Origin of the sequence: Glutamicibacter uratoxydans (assembly GCF_006539925.1) — a bacterium.
Classification (GTDB): domain Bacteria; phylum Actinomycetota; class Actinomycetes; order Actinomycetales; family Micrococcaceae; genus Glutamicibacter; species Glutamicibacter uratoxydans.
Genome location: NZ_BJNY01000017.1, coordinates 38,583 through 58,831 on the forward strand (window position 1 = coordinate 38,583; position 20,249 = coordinate 58,831).

Consider the following 20,249-nt stretch of genomic DNA (forward strand, 5'->3'; position numbering starts at 1 on the left):
GCTCTGAGAACCGTGAAGTCCTAAGACTAGATCAGTTCATCGCTCAGGTGGTTCGGGGTGCCGAAGCGGTGAGCGGTGATGGACACTGCCTGCTCGTGCAGGAATGGCAGCAGCTCAACACGGCCGGCGCCGGTCACGTTCGAAGCGTAGATGGCAACATCTGGCTTGCCGTTGGTGGCTTCTGCAACCTCGGACAGCGAGCCGCCGATCAGGCGGATGCGTGCCGAAGACTGCGGGCCGGTCTTGGCGGCCAGCTTGGCTGCACGCTGGGCGAATGCAGCTGCATCTTCCTTCACCACGGTGACCGAGTACTCGGCCAGCAGGTTGCGCACGCCGCGAGGCAGCTCGACGTCTGCGGAGAAGACCACGCGGGAACCGGCGGTCACGCCGGCGGCCAGCACGCGCAGCGCCTCGGCGATGCCGTGGCCGGAGGTGGCTTCCTCGTAGCGCACGGTGACATCCACCGGACGGTAGCGGAACACGTTGCGCTCAGCCTGCAGGCCCGAACGGTCCTTGGCCAGGTTGAACTCGTTGTTCCACCACAGCTTGTCGCTGCCCAGGGCGGCCTTCAGCCATGCGGCATCGGCGTCGTCCAGGTCTGCGGCGTTGATCAGACGGTTGTCGAAGGTGGACAGCGCAGCGGTCTCAGCAACCGGGGCGTCGGTCCAGGAGCCCATGCCCACCAGGTAGTTCGGGCCGCCGGCCTTGGTGCCTGCGCCGATGGCCGACTTCTTCCAGCCGCCGAATGGCTGGCGCTGCACAATGGCGCCGGTGATGCCGCGGTTGACGTAGATGTTGCCTGCCTGGATGTTCTCCAGCCAGTAGCCCAGCTCGTCCTTGTCCAGGGAGTGCAGGCCCGAGGTCAGGCCGTAGTCGATCTCGTTGACCATTTCCACTGCCTCTTCGAGGGTTTCAGCGGTCATGACGCCCAGGATCGGGCCGAAGTACTCGGTCAGGTGGTACTCGCTGCCGCGCTTCACGCCGTAGCGTACGCCTGGGGAGTACAGCTTGCCCGAATCGTCCAGCTGCTTTGGCTCAAGAGCCCAGCGCTCGCCGGCGCCCAGGGTGGTCAGGCCGCGCTTGAGCTTCTCGCCCGGCTCGCCGATCAATGGGCCCATCTGGGACTCTGGGTTCCATGGGTAGCCCACGCGCAGCGACTTGACCGCGTCGATCAGCTGGTTGTTGAAGCGGCGGGAGTCAGCCACCGAGCCGACCAGCACGACCAGCGAGGAGGCCGAGCACTTCTGGCCTGCGTGGCCGAAGGCGGACTGCACCACATCCTTGGCAGCCAGGTCAAGGTCGGCGTGAGGGGTCACGATGATCGCGTTCTTGCCGGAGGTCTCTGCCAGCAGCGGCAGGTCCTTGCGGAAGGAGCGGAACAGCTCAGCGGTCTCGTAGCCGCCGGTCAGGATCAGGCGGTCGACGCGTGGGTCGGAGACCAGCTGGGTGCCCAGCTCGCGCTCGCCCACGAAGACCAGCTGCAGCACGTCCTTCGGCACGCCGGCGTCCCACAGGCACTGGACCATCACTGCGCCCACGCGGGCCGCCTGGCCTGCAGGCTTGATGATCACTGCTGAGCCTGCCGCCAGGGCGGAGAGGGTGGAGCCTGCAGGGATGGCCATTGGGAAGTTCCATGGCGGGGTGACCACGGTCAGCTTGGAAGGAACGAACTTGGCGCCGTCAACGGTGTCCAGTTCGCGGCCCAGGCCTGCGTAGTAGTGGGCAAAGTCGATGGCCTCGGAGACCTCAACGTCGCCTTGGTCGATGGTCTTGCCGCACTCGGAGCCCAGCACCTCAAGCAGGGTGGCGCGGCGCTCTTCGAAGAGCTGGCCGGCGCGGTGCAGGATTTCTGCACGCTTGGCCGAACCCAGTGCCTGCCAGTCGGCGGCGGCGTCAACGCCCATGGCGATGGCTTCATCCAGCTCGCCGGAGGCGGTGATGGTGTAGGAGGAGACCAGGTCCTTGCCCAGGGTGGAATCCTGCATCTTGGCAAGGATCTCGCGGCCCCATTCGCGGTTGTTCTTCAGGTCCGGATCGGTGTCCGGGGTGTTGAAGAAGCTGCCGGTGCCCTCGATCAGGGATTCGATCTTGCCGGCCAGCGCCGGATCTTCCACCTGGCGGTTCTGCACGCGGTGCGGGCCCGGAACGGTGTTGGTCATGGCTTCCAGGGAGGCCAGGAAGCGGTTCTTCTCGCGCTGGAACAGGGCTTCGTTCTTCTCCAGCTCGAAGACTGCAGACATGAAGTTTTCCTGGCTGGCGCCCTCTTCGAGGCGGCGGATCAGGTAGGCGATGGCCACGTCGAATTCTTCAGGGTGCACTACCGGGGTGTAGAGCAGCAGCTCGCCGACCTCGCGGCGCACCGCCTCGGCCTGGCCGGTGGCCATGCCCAGCAGCATCTCAAACTCGATGCCTTCGGTGACGTTGCGGGACTTGGCCAGCAGCCAGGCCAGCGCCACGTCGAACAGGTTGTGGCCTGCCACGCCGATGCGCACGTTCTTCACGTGCTCTGGGCGCAGCGAGTAGTCGATGACCATCTTGTAGCTGGTATCGGAATCCTGCTTGGAGTGCCAGGTAGCCAGCGGCCAGCCGTGGATGTCGGCTTCCATGGTTTCCATTGGCAGGTTTGCGCCCTTGACGACGCGGACCTTGATCGGTGCGCCGCCGTCGGCAACGCGGGCCGCGGAGAATTCCTGCAGCTGGATCATGGCGCCCAGGGCGTCCGGCAGGTAGGCCTGCAGCACGATGCCTGCTGACAGGTTCTTGAATTCAGGCATGGACAGGATCTTGGTGAAGACCGCGATGGTCAGCTCCAGGTCCTTGTACTCTTCCATGTCAAGGTTGATGAACTTCTTCTTAGGCCCCTTGTTGGCCAGCTCGTAGAGCGGCTTGAGCTTCTCAACAATGTGCTCCACAGCTTCGTCGAAGGCCCAGTGGTTGTGCGGGGCCACGGTGGAGGAGACCTTGATGGAGACGTAGTCCACGTCGTCGCGGGCCAAGAGCTTGGTGGTGCCGTCCAAGCGGCGGGCTGCTTCGCCCTGGCCCAGGATGGCCTCGCCCAGCAGGTTCACGTTCAGGTTGACGCCTTCGCGCTTGATCTTGTTGATCGCGCCGCCCAGCTTTGCATCGGAGGCGTCGATGATCAGGTGGCCGACCATCTCACGCAGCACCTTGCGGGCGATCGGTACGACGACCTGAGGCACGATCGGCGCCATGAAGCCGCCCAGGCCCACAGCCTTGCGCATGTACCACGGCAAGAAGGAAGGAACCTTAGGCGCCAGTGCCTTCAGGTTCGCTGCTGCAACGTTCAAATCCTCGGGGCGGATCACGCCGTCGACGAAGCCTACGGTGAAGTCAAGGCCGTTGGGATCCTTCAGCACGCCTGCCAGTCGGGCTGCGGAGGCGTCGGTAGGGAATTGCGCTGCCTCGGTGAGCCAGCGGCGAACCAGCTTGATGACGTCGTCGGCAAGTTCCGCCGGGGTAGTCAATGCGTTGCCGGCGGCGTCAACTGCCGGCGGCACAATGTGCTGGGTGTTGATGGAAGACACTTAGTGGTCCCTTCGATGCAGTTCGTACATTTGTTGGGTTCGGCACCGAACGCTCATGTCGTTTTGGGCTGTGCAGGCGGCCGACTCTCGACAAGAATCACGCGCCACGCGAAGCTGTGTGCAACATTGAGTATGACCCTTTTATGTGTTAAGCAAAAGTGAACAAAACCGAAGAATTTTGTTCGGTTTTCCTAATGTATTCTGATTCTGTCCACACCACCGATGAAACGGGCGGCAAACCATGCTTGAACTGCGCCGATTAAGGCTCCTTCGCGAACTGAGCATCCGCGGCACGATCGCCGAAGTTGCCGACGTGCTCAGCTACTCGCCCTCCTCCGTCTCCCAGCAGCTGAGCCAGCTAGAAGCGGAGGCCGGAGTGGAGCTGTTGCGCCGCACCGGGCGCACCCTGCAGCTGACCCCGCAGGCTCAGGTCCTGGTGGCGCACACCGAGGAGCTGCTCGGCTCCATGGAGCGCGCCGAAGCCGCCCTGGCCGCCACCCTGTCCACCGTGGCCGGCACCGTACGGCTGGCAGTTTTCCAGACCGCCATGCTCGCCATCATGCCCCCGGTGCTGCGCGAGCTGCGCGCCACCTACCCGAACCTGCGGGTGGAGATGAGCCAGCAGGAGCCGGCCGAGGCGCTGCATGAAACCTCCAGCCGCAACTTCGATTTGGTGGTGGCCGAACAGTACCCGGGCCACGCCGCCCCGCACTATGAAAACCTCGACCGACGTGTGCTGACCCATGATTCAATCCGCCTGGCCCTGCCGCTTAAGGGCGGGGTGGGCAATGCTGAATTCGACCGCGTCACCGCCCTGGAGCACGCCGCCAACCTGCCTTGGGTGGTGGAGCCTGAGGGCGCGGCCAGCCGACACTTCGCCGAGCAGTCAGCCAGGCTAGCAGGCTTCGAGCCGGACCTGCGCTATGAGACCGCCGACCTGCAGGCCCACGCCCAGCTGGTGGCCACCGGCAACGCGGTGGCGCTGCTGCCAGATCTGGTGCTGCGCGACGAGGCCAGCGGCCTGCGCGCAGTAGACCTGCCCGGCGCCCCGGTGCGCACCATCTTCACCGCCATGCGCCACTCCTCGGCCCAGTCCCCCGCCATCCAAGCGGTGCGCTCGATGCTGCACCAGCAGCCGGGAATGAGCGATGCGGGCAAGATTCCCGCCAAGCATTAGTTTGGTCACAAAATGGTAACGGCGAGCTGAACGGTGCACGACAAACCCGAGATTTAGTGCAATAGTGGTGACTCGCACCACAAGACCCCGCGCCCCGTCTGTTCATCACGCCGGCGGGCACAATCGGTTATGAGGAAAAATGTCCGATCAGACTTTTCAGATCATTGCGATCGTCATATACATGTGCGGCATGCTGGGCATCGGCTATGTGGCATACCGCCGCACGAACAACATTGACGACTACATGCTGGCAGACCGCGGCCTGAAGCCATGGGTCGCCGCACTGTCCGCCGGCGCATCAGACATGTCGGGCTGGCTGCTCATGGGCCTTCCCGGAGCCATCTACCTCGGCGGCATGCACGAGGCATGGATCGCCATCGGCCTGCTCATCGGCGCCTGGCTGAACTGGAAGTTCGTTGCCCCGCGCCTGCGCTCCTACACGGCGATCGCCCAGAACGCGATCACCGTCCCCTCCTTCTTTGAAAAGCGCCTAAAGGACAAGTCGCACCTGCTGCGCATCGCCTCCGCGCTGATCATCCTGGTGTTCTTCACCTTCTACGTCTCCTCCGGCATGGTGGCCGCGGGCAAGTTCTTCGAGTCCACCTTCGGCTGGCAGTACATGGCAGGCCTGGTCTTCGTTGCAGGCATCACCCTGCTGTACACCCTGTTCGGCGGCTTTCTGGGCGCCTCGCTGACCGATATGGTCCAAGGCATCTTGATGTTCGCGGCCCTGGTTGCCGTGCCGATCGTCGCCATCACTCAGGTGGGCGACATCTCCACCCTGGGCGAGCGCATCACCAATGCCAACCCTGCTGCCTTCAACCTGTTCTCCTCCTTCGAGACCAACAGCGCAGGCCTTGCCATCGTCGCGATCTTCTCCACCGCAGCCTGGGGCTTCGGCTACTTCGGCCAGCCGCACATCATCGTGCGCTTCATGGCGCTGCGCACCCCGGCTGAGGCCAAGAGCGCCCGCCGCATCGGCATCGGCTGGATGTTCCTGACCACCTTCGGCGCCGTGTGCACCGCGCTGATCGGCATCGCCTACTTCGCCGCTGATCCGCTGGGCAAGGACCGCAGCGAAACCGTGTTCCTGCTGCTGAGCCAGATCTTCTTCCACCCATTCGTTGCGGGCCTGGTGCTGGCAGCGGTGCTGGCAGCCATCATGTCCACCATGTCTTCACAGCTGATCGTCTGCTCCTCGGCGCTGATCGAGGACCTGTACAACATCTCCGGCCGCAAGGCTTCGCCGAAGATGCTGATCACCCTCAGCCGCACCGGCGTGCTGACCATCGCAGTGATCGCGCTGCTGCTGGCGCTGAACCCCGACTCCTCGATCCTCGACCTGGTGGCCTTCGCCTGGGCTGGCTTCGGCGGCGCCTTCGGCCCGATCGTGCTGCTGAGCCTGTACTGGCGCAAGCTGACCGCAGTCGGCGCCTTCGCCGGCATGGTCACCGGCGCAGTCGTGGTCTTCGTCTGGGGCAACATCGACGTGCTGTCGAGCGCCATGTACGAGATCGTTCCGGGCTTCGCCCTGAACCTGCTGGTTGCCTGGGCTGTCTCCCGTGCCACCTTCAAGCACAACGACACCATCCAGAACGAATTCACCGAGATGGAGCAGGAGGTCGGCGCGAAGGTCACCGCCTAAGCACCTACCTGCTGAAGTCACTGAACTCCCGTCGCCCCAAAGGGCGGCGGGAGTTTTGCTATGTCCACAGGAATTCAAGCATCGTCTGTGCCTGGTTCAGCGAGCCGAATACCGCGTCGGCCCCCGCCTGCTGAAGCTGCTGCGCAGTGTAGTTGCCGGTGGCCACACCCAGGGACCTGGCGCCGAACTGTCTGGCCGGCGGGAAAATCCTGCTGGTATTTTCCGCGCGCGGCGCGCAGCGAGCCGTCGACCAAATCTGCGCGCACCTCATGCTCGTCTCCGTAGACCGCGAGGTCCAGATCCACATATGCTCCGGCGCGGATCTGGGAGACTTCGGCTTCGCCTATGGTGCGCAGGTTGCCGGTGAGCACCGACTGGATCAGCCACTCCTGCGCTGCAAAGAGCTTGAGCGCATCCAGCGCCCCAGGTAGCGCCGTACCTCCATAGGCGGCGAATTCATGTTCGTGCTCCCGCGCATACTTGCAGGCCACACGCTAAAGCCGCTGCAGCAGATGCTCCTTTCCAGGTGCCGCACGCTGCATGTGCTCTCGCAAAATCGAGGCATCAGTACGCCCGCAAAAATCTATGCCTTGCGGAGTATCTATCCCGAAGAGCTCGGCAAAGGCCGCGTGCATGGCGCGGCGGCCTAGGCCGGTAAGGTTCAGCAGCGTCTGGTCAGCGCCCAATCAAGATCCCGAAGAATGAGCAGCGGAGCCGGACTCAACATTTGCCGCCTCGGCTTATACAACAAAAGCTCAGGCTAACCAAGGATTCACTAACGCACCCACAGCGTGCACAAGTATGCCTTTTTACCCACCTCAGAACACGTTTTCGTAACACTTGCGCGCACAGACTGTGGCGTACGTCTCAAAGATGCAATGCGTAGTAGCTTTGGGGTAAGTTCTCGAAAACTCGCTTCGAACTCATCTAGGGGGATTCACAATGAGCAGCATCAAGAAGTTCGCACATTGGCAGCGCACCGAGTCCCAGTTCTTGGCCGCAGGGGCAGATGCGGTCTATTCCATCGTGGGCAACTTGTCGCAGACCGGGCAGTGGATGAAGGTCTTCTCCTTCAAGGTCCACGACGACCAGCGCGGCGTGGGCACCAAGGTCGACCTGCTGCCGCCGGGCAAGATCTTCGGGATGCTCCACCAGAGCACCGCACCGGCAGGCTCCATCACCCGCCGCAACCAGGCGGCCCGCATGGTCGAGTTCACACAGCCCCAGCCCGGCGGCCGCATGGTCATGCGCTGGCGGGTGGACGAAGTTGCCGGCGGCTGCGTCCTGCACTTCACCATTGAGATCCACGGCCCGGGCACCACCGCCTTCAAATTCACCATCGGCAACGCGCTGTGCCACGACTACACGGTGGCAGTCGCCCGGCTCTACCGGATGATCGCGCACACCGCCCACATCAAGCTCGATGCCCACGTGGTCATCGCTGGCGGCCGCGGCTTCCTTGGCCGCAACCTGGCAGCAGACCTGGTCTGCCGCGGGGCATCGGTGGCGGTGCTCTCGCGCACCCGCGAGGACTACTTCCCCACCGAGCAGTTCATCTGGGACGGCATCCACCAGGGCACCTGGATCGGTGCCTTCCACAGCGACCGCCCGGTGCATCTGGTCAATCTTGCCGGTGAGCGCGTGGACAAGCGCAACACCCCGCAGAACATTGCCGAGCTGACCGATTCCCGGGTGCTCACCACCAAGACTTTGGCCGAGGCCGCCGCCACCCAATCTCAGCTGAAAACCTGGATCCAGTCCAGCACCACCGCGATCTTCGGAGATGCCGGCGAGGCCGAGCTGACCGAGTCCTCCCCCATTCCCACCGGAGAACGCGCGCTGCCCGAAATGACAGGCATCGCCTCAGCCTGGGAACAGGCGTTCACCGACGCGAAGGTCAACGCCGAGCACAGCTACATCCTGCGCACCTCACTGGTCATGCATCCCGATGCTCCGTTGCTCGGGCCGCTGAACATGCTGGCCAATGTGGGACTCGGCGGAAAGCTGGGCCATGGCAAGCAGTGGTTCAGCTGGATCGGCATGGAGGACTGGCTGCAGGTTATCCGCTGCCTGCTCGGCCTGCAGGAACCCCGTATTCCGGATGGCATCGTGCATGCCACCGCTCCCAATCCCCTGCGCAACGAAGAAGTGATGGCTGCGTTGCGCGGACTTGCCGGCATGCCCGGCATCCCCACCGGCTCGCTGATCCCCAAGCTGGGGGCGGCGGTTATGGGCAATAACGCCCGCGTGGTGCTGACCGGCCGTAAGGTCACCAGCGACGTACTCAAAAAGGCAGGTTTTATATTTGAAGAAACAAGCTTTTCTGCGACCGTTGGTCGCTGAATTATAGACTCAAATGCATTTCTGTTTTACCGCATGTCGTAAATAAGACTATTTTTTTCATTAGCTACTAAAGAGTATTATTTTCGATCACTTATCTGACTACGACGAAAGTATTTGTTTACGCTCGTAACAAATTGTTCACCTTTTGTTTCCAGCACGTCGGCGTTGGATTTACCGCCAAATTCGATCATAAAATAGTTCAAGTAACGCTTTAGAGCACACTTTTCTATTGACCGTCACCAAAGGATCCACCTACATCATGGCCAATACTTCAGAAGCTTCTGTTTCGGCTTCACGCCCACGCATTCCAAAGCCAAGCGAACTATCCAAATTACGCAGCCAAATTCAGGCAGTCGAAGATATGGAAGATATGAGCGCTAATGTAGCCATGGACGCCGCTTACGTTGAGGAAGACAACACGGATCAGACTCCGGTGGTCCTGCCTTTTGCTCGCCCATTGAAGAACATGAGCGAAATCCGCCATTTCTTCCGCACCAACCAGACTCCGATCTATTTCATCGGCGCCACCCCGGTCAACCTGCTCGGTCTTGACCGCTGGGTCCGCAAGTTCAGCTACATCACCTACTACGACGGCTGGGACGGTCACCACCCGCGCGTCTTCACCCCAAGCGAGAAGCCGTACGTCGAATTCCAGAGCGCCGAGGAAATCAACAACTGGCTGCTTGAGAACCCAGAGGTTCGCGAATACATCGATTCGCGCCGCACCCCGGGCGGTCCGCGTCCGAAGATCGCCATGGTCTTCTTCGACGAGGAAACCGAAGCCATCTGCGAGGAGCTGGGCTACGACCTGATCCTGCCTTCGGCCGAACTGCGCAACGAGCTGGACTCCAAGATCGTTACCACCCGACTGGGCAATGAAGCCGGCGCACCGTCGGTGCCGAACATCCTGGGCCGCGCGAACACCTACAAGGAGCTGCAGAAGCTGGCCGACAAGGCCAACCTGGGCAGCGACCTGGTGGTGCAGACCCCTTATGGCGACTCGGGCAAAACTACGTTCTTCATCACATCCGAGGAAACCTGGAACCAGTATTCCAAGTACATCATCGATGAAGACATCAAGGTCATGAAGCGCATCAACAACCGCCCCGTGGCTGTTGAAGCTGTGCTCACCCACTGCGGCACCGTCGTCGGCCCGATCCTCACCGAGCTGGCCGGCTACAAGGAATTGACCCCTTACAAGGGCGGCTGGTGCGGCAATGAGATGCACCCGGATGTCCTGAACGACTCCCAGCGCCACCGCGCCACCGAGCTGGTGCGCCGCGTGGGCGATGGCCTGCGCAAGACCGGCTACAAGGGCTTCTTCGAGGTTGACGTGCTGGTAGATACCGACACCGACGACGTTTACCTGGGCGAGCTGAACCCGCGCATCTCGGGCGCCAGCGCCATCACCAATGTGACTGCCGGCGCCTACGCCGACATTCCGCTGTTCCTCTTCCACCTGCTTGAGTACCTGGACGTAGAGTTCAGCATCGACGTGGACGAGATCAACGAGCGCTGGGAAGAGATGTCCGGCGCCGACATCTGGAGCCACATGATCATCAAGGAAACCGATGACATTGTCCAGTACATCACCCATGCTCCACGCACCGGCAACTACGTTCTAGACTCGAAGGGCAAACTGCAGTTCGTCCGACCTGCTCTAGACTGGCATCAGTTGCAGAATCACAAAGAGGCATTCTTCCTACGAATCTACGGCGTAGAAGACTATCGCTGGAAGGGAGCCGATCTTGGGATCCTTGTCACCAAGGCCAAGCTACAGTTCACGGGTAAGAAGAAAACCAGACTCTCCATTGATGCCAAACACCTCATCTCCTCAATCAGATCCCAATACCGGGGTATTGACGTCCCTCCAGCCGAGTCAGACGACAAGTAACCCTGGTGCCGACGGCGCGGACTCTGCGGGCAATGGCTCGCAGGGTCCGCTGACCATCGCCAATTGGCAGTATCCAGAAAACATTGAGCGCTCGTTCCAGAACATTGCGCGTATCCATCCCACCGCCAAGGTTTCACGCGGCGACGGGCCTATCGTCAAGCTGCATATTTCCGAAGACGAGCTGGGCAAGCTGGAAGTTGCCAAGGCGAGCTACACCGATCCTTCCCAGACGGTGCGCGGCGTCCTGCACGCCACGAACACCGACGGGTTCCTTGTCATGCACAACGGCAGGATCCTGTGGGAAAAGTACAACAACACCATGACCTCCACGACCGACCATCTGTTGATGTCGGTCAGCAAGACCCTGGTGGGCACGGTCATCGGCGCACTGCAGGATGCCGGCAAGCTGGACGTCAATGAGCTGGCGTCCAAGTACGTGCCGGCGTTGTGCGACTCCGGCTACGCCGGGGCCAAGGTCCGCGACATCCTTGACATGCGCTCGGGCATCCAGTTCTCCGAAGAGTACCTGGACCCCAACGCCGAGGTGCGCCTGCTGGAAGAAGCCATCGGCTGGGCTCCAGCGCGCAACGCGAACGGCCCGAAGGGCATGTACGACTTCCTGCTCACGCTCAAGGCCAAGGGGCCGCACGGCGGAGTGTTCGAGTACCGTTCCTGCGAGACCGACGTGCTGGGCTGGATTGCAGAGTCCGCTGGCGGCGCCCCCATGCAGGACCTGCTCTCGGAGTATGTCTGGGCAAAGATCGGCGCCCAGCAGGATCTTGTCATGGGCGTGGACCAGTTCGGCACCGGCATGTTCGACGGCGGGCTGAACGCCACGGCGCGCGATTTGGCGCGCTTCGGGCACATCTACGTCAACGGCGGCCGGGCGCTGACCGGCAAGCAGGTTGTCTCCCAGGAATGGGTGGACGATACCTTCCGCCAGAGCGCTGAGCTCTTCGATGCCTTCGCCAAGTCGCCGGGCGACAACATGATGCCCGGTGGGCGCTACCGCAACCAGATCTGGTTCCCGAACGGCCAGACCAATGTTGCAGTGGCGCTGGGCATCCACGGCCAGATGATCTACATGGATCCTGCCACCAAGCTGGTGGGCGTCAAGCTCTCCAGCTGGCCGCTGCCGCAGGATGCGTCAAAGCTGTTCCCGACGCTGCGGGCCTTCGAAGCCATCGCACGCCACCTGGCAGAACAGTAGGCGCTTCAACGCTAAACGCCAAGGGCTGCGGACCTCCCTTCGGGGAAGTCCGCAGCCCTTGGCGTTTTATGCGTCCTACATCCCTAGCCGGCGGCGCCGGGGGCCAGCGACTTCAGCGCGGTATTGGTGAAGACCTGGTAGCCCTTGTCCTCGTGGTAGCCGTGGATCTCGCGGGTATCGAGCACATCCATGTAGTTCAGGATGTCCAAGGTGACCACCTGGCCCGGAACCAGCACCGGGAAGCCCGGCGGGTACGGGGTCACGAACACCGCGGAGACCACCCTGCCGCCGCCGATAATCCGCTCGCGGATCTGCGAGGAGGTCAGGAACTCGGAGGCCGGGTCCTGGTAGGTCAGGTAGTAGGCCTTGCGCATGTCCCCACTGCCCCCGCCGGTGGCGAATTCCTCAGCGAAATAGCTGAAGTCCGGCAGCGGAATGCGCCCGGCGCCCGGAGCCCTGACCACGCAGCTGCCCTCGATGCGGCGCTTGCGTTCCAGCTCCTCGGCGATCTTCACCAGCACCTCGATCAGGTGCGCCACCGCCGAACGGTTGGTGCCGATATTGGTCATCAGCAGCACCGAGGTGCGGCTGGTCTTGTTGACCTGGATCGAGTGCCCGTCCATCAGGTAGGTGTGCTTGAAGGTGTCCCCATCCACGCCGGTGCGGCTGATGTCCAAGGTCAGTCGCGACGGATCGAGCACCAGCTCGTCCTGCCGCCACGATTCGTCCCAGACAGCCAGTCCGTCGCGCACCGGGTTGCCCGAGGTGGTGGTCCTGAACTCCTGCGGAATCAAGTCCCCGGTATCAAGGATCCTGAAGTACTTGTTCAGCAGCTTGTTGCGGGTCATCGCACGGGCAATCGACTGGGCGAGGTCCACTTGACGCTGCACCAGCGCGTAGCCTTCCAGCTCCGCCTGACGCCGCCCGATGTCCAGCGAGGCAAGGATCTGGTAGTTCGGCGAGGTGGAGGTGTGCGTCATGTACGCCTCGCGGAAGGCGTTGGCGTTGCGCAGCGCGTAGTCCTGGTCGAAGACGTGGATCATCGATCCCTGGCGAAGCGAGGTCAGCGTCTTGTGCGTTGACTGCGTGGAGTACACGCGCAGGCGCGTGGTGCCCGGATCCGGGAACAGTCTGGTGCGCAGCCACACCTCGTCGTTCTCCGGATTCTCCAACGTGCCGGGCGCAGGCAGGGAGGCCTTGAGCTGCTGGTAGCGCTGCACGTACTCCTCGGTGCCCAGCTCCTCTTCCATCTTCGCTGCGGCGGTCATGCCGGTGCGCTGGCGGTAGATCGGATGGAAGCCGGCAAAAGCGAACCACGCCTCGTCCCAGAGGAACACCAGATCCGGCTTGATGGTCAGGCATTCTTCCATGACCCGGCGCGGGTCGTAGATGATGCCGTCGAAGGTGCAGTTGGTCAGCGTGATCATCTTGACCTTGTGCAGCAGCCCCTCGCGGCGCAGCTGCAGCAGGCGTCCCTTAATCTCCTCCAGGGAGACCGCGCCGTACATTGCGTGCTCGTTGAGCGGGTAGGCCTCCAGGTAGCTGACGTTCGCCCCTGCAAGCACCAGCGAATAGTGGTGGGACTTGTGGCAGTTGCGGTCCACCAACACGATGTCCCCCGGGGCCAGGATCGACTGGTGCACGATCTTATTCGCCGTGGAGGTGCCGTTGGTGACGAAGTAAGTCCGGTGGCTCTGGAAGGCCCGGGCCGCCAGTTCGTGGGCCTTCTTGATGGAGCTCTTGGGATCCAGCAGCGAATCCAGTCCGCCTGAGGTGGCAGAGGTTTCAGCCAGCAGCAGGTTCTTGCCGTAGAAGTCCACCAAGTCCCTGGCCCATGGCGAATTCTGCACCGAGCCGGCGCGGGAAATCGGCATTGCGTGGAACACGCCGCCGGGACGCTTTGCATACTTCTGCAGGGCGTTGAAGAACGGCGTGTGGTAGCGGTCGGTGATCTCGGCGAGGATCGACAGGTGCAGGTCCATGCGGTCGTTGCGCGAGAAGATGCGCCGGAACCGCCCGGTGATCTCATGGGCAATGGATTCCAGGGCAACGCCTGCAATCAGGTAGACAGGGATCTCCGGGCGCATATCCGAAAGGATGTGCTCCATGTCCAGCAGCCCCTGAATCTGCTGCGAGTGCCCGAAGTAGCCCTTGATCCGCCCGTCGATAAACGCCTGCAGTCCGCCACTGAGGCGGCGCCTGGTCTTCAGGTCGTAGCGGGCGCTGAGCACCACCGACTGGATGCCCGGGTTGATTACGATGGCCGCCAACGCGTCCTCGATACTCGGCACCGCGACAAAGTTGTAGTGGAACGGATCGGTGCGCTGACGCTGTTCAAGAATTTCCTCTTTGAAGCGCTCGATCTCCTCGGTTGGACCGTTGTCCACCAAAAGGATTTCCACCTGCGGAATGATCAGTCCGTTGGGCCCAGAGCTCACCCCCTCGACGAGGGTGCTCTCGTGGCTCCCGTAGTCGGAATTATCCCGGCCTTCGGGTTCGAAATACTGGGTCTGGGTCCTGAAGGACTGGTTGGCCCGGTGCACCAGACGCATGGCGTCGTCAAAGTGCCCCTCGGTCATCAGCCGGTCCACTTCGTTGAAGAAGTGCAGGCCCGGATTCGCCCAGTACGGCTCTATGCTCGATAGCTGCGCGAGCAGCCTTCCAGCTTCTGTCTTATATTCTTCACACCGCATTTCGTCTTTGAATTCCGATGTGATTTCGCTTAGTACATACCCCAAGTGTTCCCAAGCATCTTTGCGCTTCCTCCATGCACTTTCAGGAGTTGCGATTGCTTGGCTCTTGCCCTTGGTCAACCCGTCACTCACGGTTGCCATTCTTCCTCTCACACTTGCGGTGTTAACTGGTTGTTAACATTCCGAGTCACTTCGTTGTCACTCAATAACCGAGAGACTATGCCATATTTGAAAGCGATATCAACGAAAATCGCGATGTTACAGTTAATTTCCCCGATGGCAACAAATGTTCATTTTTCGTTTGCCAATTTCATCCTCGGCTCAAAGCTTGAATGCAAATCACACGCCGCATCATTAACATTCAACGACTGCTTGACACCGCGATCATCGTATATTTTCACAGATATAACGAGCCGCTATCGCCGCCGCACAGAGTTCACCCTCTGCGCAAGTCAACAGTGACTTTGGCGTCCAACACCGCGCTCGAAATAAAATGAATGCCATTCTTTTAATGGCGTTACTTCACGAAAATAAATGATGCCGCCTCGCCCTGTCCGGCGGATAAAACAAGAATTGAAATCCCTAAGATTTTCACCGATCAGCCACTTTTATAATGCCGGAAGATACAGCAGAGGAACGCCGCATCGCATCAAGCTCCGCGCTGCTGGCAAATTCCCGTGGTTCCGCCCCACCACTAGCGATTGCGCAGAAGACACTGGTAATACTGTTTTCAGCAACAGCTTTCGGGCACCCTCGGCGCTGCCCTATGGCGATCAACAACAGACGGAGGGCCCGCAATGAGTTCTGCTGCAGGCAAATTGACGACCGAATTGACCGAGGAACAACGGGCGGTCATGCACGAGATGTACAAGCATCTTCATGCGCACCCCGAGCTGTCGATGCAGGAGCATCAGACCGCCTCCTACATTGCCGAACAGCTCGACGCATTGGGCATCGAGAACTTCATCTGCGCAGGCACCGGCGTGGTCGGAATCCAGCGCAACGGCGAGGGTCCGGTGGTCGGCTTCCGCGCCGACACCGACGGGCTGCCCATCCATGAAGACACCGACGCCGACTATGCGTCCACCGCGCGTGGCACCCTGGCCGACGGCAGCGATGTGCCGGTCATGCACGGCTGCGGGCACGACACCCATATCACCGCCGCGCTGACGGCAGCGGCCCGGCTGGCCGAACAGACCGATGCTTGGCAGGGCACCGTCGTCTGGATCTTCCAGCCAGGCGAAGAGACCGCAGCCGGGGCCAAGGCAATGCTTGAGGACGGATTGTGGGAGAAAGCCCCACGCCCGGACATTATCTTGGGCCAGCACGTCTTCCCCTTTGCCGCAGGATCCATCGCGCTGACCGGCGGTCCGTCGATGACCATGGCGGACTCGCTCAAAGTGACATTGAAGGGACGGCAGGCCCACGGGTCCCAGCCGCAGGAGTCCATCGATCCCATTGTTCTGGGTTCCTACATCATCACCCGGCTGCAGACCCTGGTGTCCAGCGAACTGAACCCGCAGCAGTCGGCGGTGATCACCTGCGGCACCTTCCATGCCGGGCTGAAGGAAAACATCATCCCGGACAAGGCCGAGTTCACGTTGAACGTGCGCACCTTCTCGGAAAAGGTGCGCACCCAAGTACTGGGCGGCATCAACCGCATCATCAACGCCGAGGCAATGGCCTCCAATGCGCCGCAGCCCCAGATTGAAATGTTCAATTCCTTCCCGAAGCTGCACAACGATCTGGAACACACGGAGATTGTGCGCAAGGTGCTCAAATCGGAGCTGGGCGACGACAAGGTGGTCCAGATGCCTCCGGCAATGGGCTCCGAGGACTTCGGTGCGCTGGGCGACAGCATCGATGTGCCCTACGCGTATTGGTTCTTCGGAGGCTTCGTCCCCCGGGAATCAACGCCGCCAAGCAACCATTCCCCGCACTTCCTGCCCGACTACGAGCCTGCACTGGATACCGGAGTTAGAGCTGTGCTTGCCACCTTGGGGCATTACCTGCGCTGAGCTCGCCGTGCTGGGTTCAGATGGCCAGAAGCTTGCCGCCACGCTTGCGGGCCTGGACGACCAGGGAGGTCTTGACCTGCAGCATGGCGTCTCCCCAAGCGCTGTCGGAGATGAATTTATACAGCTCCGCCTGATTCGCTACAGTCACGTCGACCACCAGCTGGCAATCGCCTGCCACCGCCGCCGCATAGCGGACTTCGGGGCGCGCCGCGAGCCGCTGGCCCAAAGGTTCAATCTGGCTCGGCGTGGTGGAGACCCACAGCAGGGCTTCCACCGGAAGCCCCACCGCTGCGGGCTCGACTAGTGCCCTGATCGAAATCTGTCCGCTGTGCAGCAGCCAGTCGATGCGCCTTGCCACCGAGGTTTCGCTCATCGCCACTCGGCGCGCCACCGATTCTATGCTTGCCCGGCCGTCCTCCTTCAGCGCGGCGATGATCTGCTCGTCTTTGCTGCTCAGATCCGGTACGGCCTTCCAGGACGTGCGGTCGGGGTCCTTGCGCAGCGCCTGTTCTTCGGCGGCGTTCAGGGAACCCAAACGCCAGCCGCGGATGGTTTTGAAGTATTTGAGTATCGGGTAGACCACCATCGCGGAGACCCCCGGCGTAGCAGGCAGCTGCAGCGAGAGCACATCGGTGGCATCTCCGGTGTAGTGCAGTTCAACGATCAGGTCCTCCCTGCCGGTGACCTGATAGGAGAAGCTGGTGTCCTCCCGCGCCGACAGGGCTTCGCTGGCGATCCTCCCGGTCCCCGGAGCGCAGGAGCAGGCAACCAACATTGAATGCTCGCGGTGCCTGATGGCGGCGACCGTCACCAGCCCGTTCTCCAAAAGCCAAGCTCCATGGCGGGCCACCGAACGTTCGGGCATATCCAGCACCGCGGCGATCTTGCGCCAGGTGGCGCGTCCGTCCACCTGCAGCGCCGCAATGATCCGCCGCTGGGCATCGCCCAGTTCCTTCTCCACGTCCCGCCAGCTCCTTTGCTTTCCCTCTGCTACTCCTGCGGCGCCAGACTCCGCTGCGCTGCCGCCAGGTAGCGCTCATTGCGCACAGCGCGCAGCGCGCCGCGTTCACGCTGGGCCAATTCCTGCAGCGCACCGCCCAGCACCTGGCCGACCTCCTGCGAGAATCTCCGGGGCGCCGTGCTCACATCGTACTCTTCGGGCACGATCACCTGGACAATCCCCTCGCGCCGCAGCGAAAAGGCATCGGTAAGCTGCGCGTGCGCGAGCATCGGCGCATGCTCGGTGTCCCGATACATGATGGCGCTGGCCCCTTCGGGAGGCAGCGGGGACAGCCAGGAATTGGCGGCGGCAATTGTGATGTCCGCTGGCAGCAGCGCCAGCGCCCCGCCCCCGGTGCCCTGGCCAAGCAGCAACGAGACGCTGGGGACGTTCAGCCCCACCAGCGCATCGATACAGCGAGCAATCTGCCCGGCCATGCCGCCTTCCTCAGCCTTCTGGCTCAGTGCCGCACCCTCCGTGTCGATCACCGTCACCAGGGCGATCCCCAGATGCTGCGCCAGCTGGGCGCCGCGCCGCGCCTCGCGCAGGAAGGCAGGGCCCATCGGCTCGGCGGTGCGCGCGTCATCTGCCCTGCTCCGGTCCTGGCCGACGATCACCGCAGGCTGTCCGGCGAAGCGGGCCAGCGCCAGGTACATCCGCGGGTCGTTCTCCCCTTCGCTGGTTCCCGAGAGCTGCAGTGCATCGCTGGCTGCATATTTGACCACGTGGCGCACCGATGGCCTGCGCGGCTTGCGCGTTGCTTCAATGGCAGCCCAGACTTCCTCTTGGCTGAGCACCCTGTCCGCCACCTGCGGATAGGAAGGCGCACTTGAATCGACTTGCCCCGGGGCAAGGATTCTCAGCGCCCGGGTGACGATCTGCGCCAGCTGCTCCAGCGGCACCACCGCGTCGATGATTCCGTGCTGCTGCAAGTTCTCCGACACCTGCACGCCAGGCGGGAAGGGTTCGTGGTAGATGGTTTCATAGACCCGAGGCCCCAAAAAGCCCAACAGCGCTCCGGGCTGGGCGATGGTGATATGCCCCAGCGAGCCCCAGGAGGCCATGACTCCGCCGGTGGTCGGGTGGCGCAGGTAGACCAGATAGGGCAGCGAAGCCTCGGTATGGGCGCGCACCGCTGCGGTGATGTGCACCATGGACACGAAGGCAGGGGTGCCCTCCTGCATGCGGGTGCCTCCGGAGGCCGGCGATGCCAGCACCGGCAGCCGCGCGGCGGTGGCGCGCTGGAAGGCGGCGATGATCCGGCCGGCCGTCGCCTTGCCGATGGAACCTGCCAGGAAATCGAATTCGGAGATCACCACCGCCACGTCTTGGCCGTTGATGCTTCCCTGCCCGGTGATCACCGCTTCGTCGCAGGCGCTGCGCGCCGCGGCGCGCTCAAGCTGCCCCCGGTACTCCTGGTCGGCAAAGCCGTAGTCCACCGGCGTATCCCAGCTGACGAAGCTGCCAGGATCCAGCACCGTCTCGATCATGGCCCGGGCGCTGATGCGTTCTGTCTGCTGGCTCATGACCTGCCCGCCTCCATGGGGCTGAGCTGGCCAAGCCATGCGCGGATCTCCGCCTCGTCCTGGTTCAACAGCGGCGGGGCAGCATGGTCGGTGCGGGTCACTTCCTGCTGCCGGTCGAAGAAGCGCAGCGGTGCTCCGGGCAGGGTGATTTCGCCGAGCAGCGGATGCCGCACCTGCATGGCCAGATGCTGGGAATGCACCTGCTCCCACTGGTACACCTCGTCCATGGTGCGCACGATGCCTGCAGGGATCCCCGCCTGGCCCAGCTGTTCCAGCAGCGCGGTGGTGGGCAGCTGGGTGAACTTCTCCTCGATGACGGCGATGAGCTCATCGCGGCGCTGCACTCGCTGTTCGTTGGTTTCATAGCCGGCGGTGGGCAGCTCGAACTTTTCAACCAGCGCCTCCCACAGCTTGGGGCTGCCGACGCTGATCTGCACGAACCCGTCGGCGCTGCGGAACAGGCCGTAGGGGGCGATGGACGGGTGGTGGTTGCCCTGGGCATGCGGGACTTCGGACGCAATGGTCTGCCGGGTGCCCTGGAAGGCGTGAACGCCGACGATCGCGGCGAGCAGCGAGGTGCGCACATGCTGTCCGCGCCCGGTGTGCCCGCGTTCCAGCAGCGCAGCCAGCACGCCGTAGGCACCGTACATTCCAGCCAGCAGGTCCCCGATGGGCACGCCCACCTTCTGGGGGTCATCTGGCCCGGACCCTGTCAGGGACATCAGGCCCGCCTCGCCCTGCAGGATCTGGTCGTAGCCGCTGCGCCAGGCTTCCGGCCCGTCGTGGCCGAAGCCAGAGATGGACAGCACCACCAGCGCCGGATTCAGCTGCTGCAGCCGTGCTTCGTCGAAGCCCAGCCGGTCAAGGACCCCGGGGCGGAAGTTCTCCACCAGCACGTCGGCCTTTTCAAGCATGGCTGCCAGCGTGGCCGCCCCGTCCTCGCTTTTCAGGTCCAGCGCGATGGACTGCTTGTTGCGGTTGCAGGAGAGGAAGTAGGTGGACTGGCGGTCGTCCTCCGGGCCGACGAAGGGCGGCCCCCAGCCTCGGGTGTCATCTCCCCCGTTGACGTTCTCCACCTTGATGACCCGGGCCCCGAGGTCCGCGAGCATCATGGTTGCATGCGGGCCAGCCAGGGCCCGCGAGAGGTCGATAACTGTATAGCCGGTCAATGGTCCTGCAGTGCTCATGGGTTGTGTTT

The 20,249-nt window shown here is 62.6% G+C and carries 12 protein-coding genes; 6 read left to right on the forward strand and 6 right to left on the reverse strand.

From position 1 onward, the window contains the following. Window positions 1-26: 26 nt before the first annotated feature. Window positions 27-3,518, reverse strand: a complete 3,492-nt coding sequence (locus AUR04nite_RS13950; protein ID WP_246055542.1) for a bifunctional proline dehydrogenase/L-glutamate gamma-semialdehyde dehydrogenase — start codon at window positions 3,516-3,518, stop codon at window positions 27-29. 268 nt (window positions 3,519-3,786) lie between these two features. On the opposite strand from AUR04nite_RS13950, the gene AUR04nite_RS13955 reads away from it, so the two are divergent. After that, window positions 3,787-4,722: a LysR family transcriptional regulator gene (locus AUR04nite_RS13955; RefSeq protein ID WP_141366153.1), complete on the forward strand. Its 936-nt coding sequence runs from the start codon at window positions 3,787-3,789 to the stop codon at window positions 4,720-4,722. A 139-nt stretch (window positions 4,723-4,861) separates the two neighbouring features. Beyond that, a complete protein-coding gene (gene putP / locus AUR04nite_RS13960) occupies window positions 4,862-6,367 on the forward strand; it encodes a sodium/proline symporter PutP (RefSeq protein ID WP_141366155.1) in 1,506 nt (501 codons plus the stop codon). A gap of 74 nt (window positions 6,368-6,441) precedes the next feature. Here the strand turns inward: putP and AUR04nite_RS13965 are convergent, their stop codons facing one another. Further along, complete coding sequence (locus AUR04nite_RS13965) at window positions 6,442-6,858, reverse strand: HAD family hydrolase (protein WP_141366157.1); 417 nt, start codon at window positions 6,856-6,858, stop codon at window positions 6,442-6,444. Window positions 6,859-7,309: 451 nt separating this feature from the next. Here AUR04nite_RS13965 and AUR04nite_RS13970 point away from each other — a divergent pair, with 451 nt between their 5' ends. The 3 genes from AUR04nite_RS13970 to AUR04nite_RS13980 all read left to right on the forward strand — a co-directional run bounded on the left by AUR04nite_RS13970 (window position 7,310) and on the right by AUR04nite_RS13980 (window position 11,814). Beyond that, the gene (locus AUR04nite_RS13970) at window positions 7,310-8,710 is read left to right on the forward strand and encodes an NAD-dependent epimerase/dehydratase family protein (RefSeq protein WP_141366159.1); all 1,401 of its coding nucleotides are present in this window, start codon (window positions 7,310-7,312) and stop codon (window positions 8,708-8,710) included. Window positions 8,711-9,080: 370 nt separating this feature from the next. Further along, window positions 9,081-10,604 carry a biotin carboxylase gene (locus tag AUR04nite_RS13975; protein ID WP_246055534.1) on the forward strand — a complete coding sequence of 508 codons (1,524 nt, stop codon included), beginning with the start codon at window positions 9,081-9,083 and terminating at the stop codon, window positions 10,602-10,604. Further along, on the forward strand, window positions 10,570-11,814 hold the full coding sequence (locus tag AUR04nite_RS13980; RefSeq protein ID WP_246055535.1) for a serine hydrolase domain-containing protein: 1,245 nt from the start codon (window positions 10,570-10,572) through the stop codon (window positions 11,812-11,814). Before AUR04nite_RS13975 ends, AUR04nite_RS13980 begins: the two co-directional genes overlap by 35 nt. An 83-nt stretch (window positions 11,815-11,897) precedes the next feature. On the opposite strand, the gene AUR04nite_RS13985 is transcribed toward AUR04nite_RS13980, so the two are convergent. Next, a complete protein-coding gene (locus AUR04nite_RS13985) occupies window positions 11,898-14,507 on the reverse strand; it encodes an aminotransferase class I/II-fold pyridoxal phosphate-dependent enzyme (protein WP_246055536.1) in 2,610 nt (869 codons plus the stop codon). Window positions 14,508-15,304: 797 nt separating this feature from the next. Here AUR04nite_RS13985 and AUR04nite_RS13990 point away from each other — a divergent pair. Beyond that, on the forward strand, window positions 15,305-16,525 hold the full coding sequence (locus tag AUR04nite_RS13990) for an amidohydrolase (protein ID WP_174787891.1): 1,221 nt from the start codon (window positions 15,305-15,307) through the stop codon (window positions 16,523-16,525). A 16-nt stretch (window positions 16,526-16,541) separates the two neighbouring features. On the opposite strand, the gene AUR04nite_RS13995 is transcribed toward AUR04nite_RS13990, so the two are convergent. The 3 genes from AUR04nite_RS13995 to AUR04nite_RS14005 are packed head-to-tail and all read right to left on the reverse strand — an operon-like array spanning window position 16,542 to window position 20,238. Further along, entirely contained in the window at window positions 16,542-17,486 is a 945-nt protein-coding gene (locus AUR04nite_RS13995) for an Lrp/AsnC family transcriptional regulator (protein ID WP_246055537.1), read from the reverse strand. 29 nt (window positions 17,487-17,515) lie between these two features. Beyond that, window positions 17,516-19,051, reverse strand: coding sequence for a carboxyl transferase domain-containing protein (locus tag AUR04nite_RS14000; RefSeq protein WP_141366164.1), 1,536 nt, complete (start codon window positions 19,049-19,051; stop codon window positions 17,516-17,518). After that, window positions 19,048-20,238 (reverse strand): CaiB/BaiF CoA transferase family protein, encoded by a 1,191-nt coding sequence (locus AUR04nite_RS14005; RefSeq protein WP_141366167.1) that lies wholly within the window; start codon window positions 20,236-20,238, stop codon window positions 19,048-19,050. Before AUR04nite_RS14005 ends, AUR04nite_RS14000 begins: the two co-directional genes overlap by 4 nt. Window positions 20,239-20,249: the final 11 nt, after the last annotated feature.

Coding starts and splice junctions, on each gene's coding strand:
- AUR04nite_RS13970 (WP_141366159.1), top strand. CDS start 7,310: ATGAGCAGCATCAAGAAGTTCGCACATTGGCAGCGCACCGAGTCCCAG.
- putP (WP_141366155.1), top strand. CDS start 4,862: ATGTCCGATCAGACTTTTCAGATCATTGCGATCGTCATATACATGTGC.
- AUR04nite_RS13975 (WP_246055534.1), top strand. CDS start 9,081: ATGAGCGCTAATGTAGCCATGGACGCCGCTTACGTTGAGGAAGACAAC.
- AUR04nite_RS13985 (WP_246055536.1), bottom strand. CDS start 14,507: ATGCGGTGTGAAGAATATAAGACAGAAGCTGGAAGGCTGCTCGCGCAG.
- AUR04nite_RS13990 (WP_174787891.1), top strand. CDS start 15,305: ATGAGTTCTGCTGCAGGCAAATTGACGACCGAATTGACCGAGGAACAA.
- AUR04nite_RS14000 (WP_141366164.1), bottom strand. CDS start 19,051: ATGAGCCAGCAGACAGAACGCATCAGCGCCCGGGCCATGATCGAGACG.
- AUR04nite_RS14005 (WP_141366167.1), bottom strand. CDS start 20,238: ATGAGCACTGCAGGACCATTGACCGGCTATACAGTTATCGACCTCTCG.
- AUR04nite_RS13955 (WP_141366153.1), top strand. CDS start 3,787: ATGCTTGAACTGCGCCGATTAAGGCTCCTTCGCGAACTGAGCATCCGC.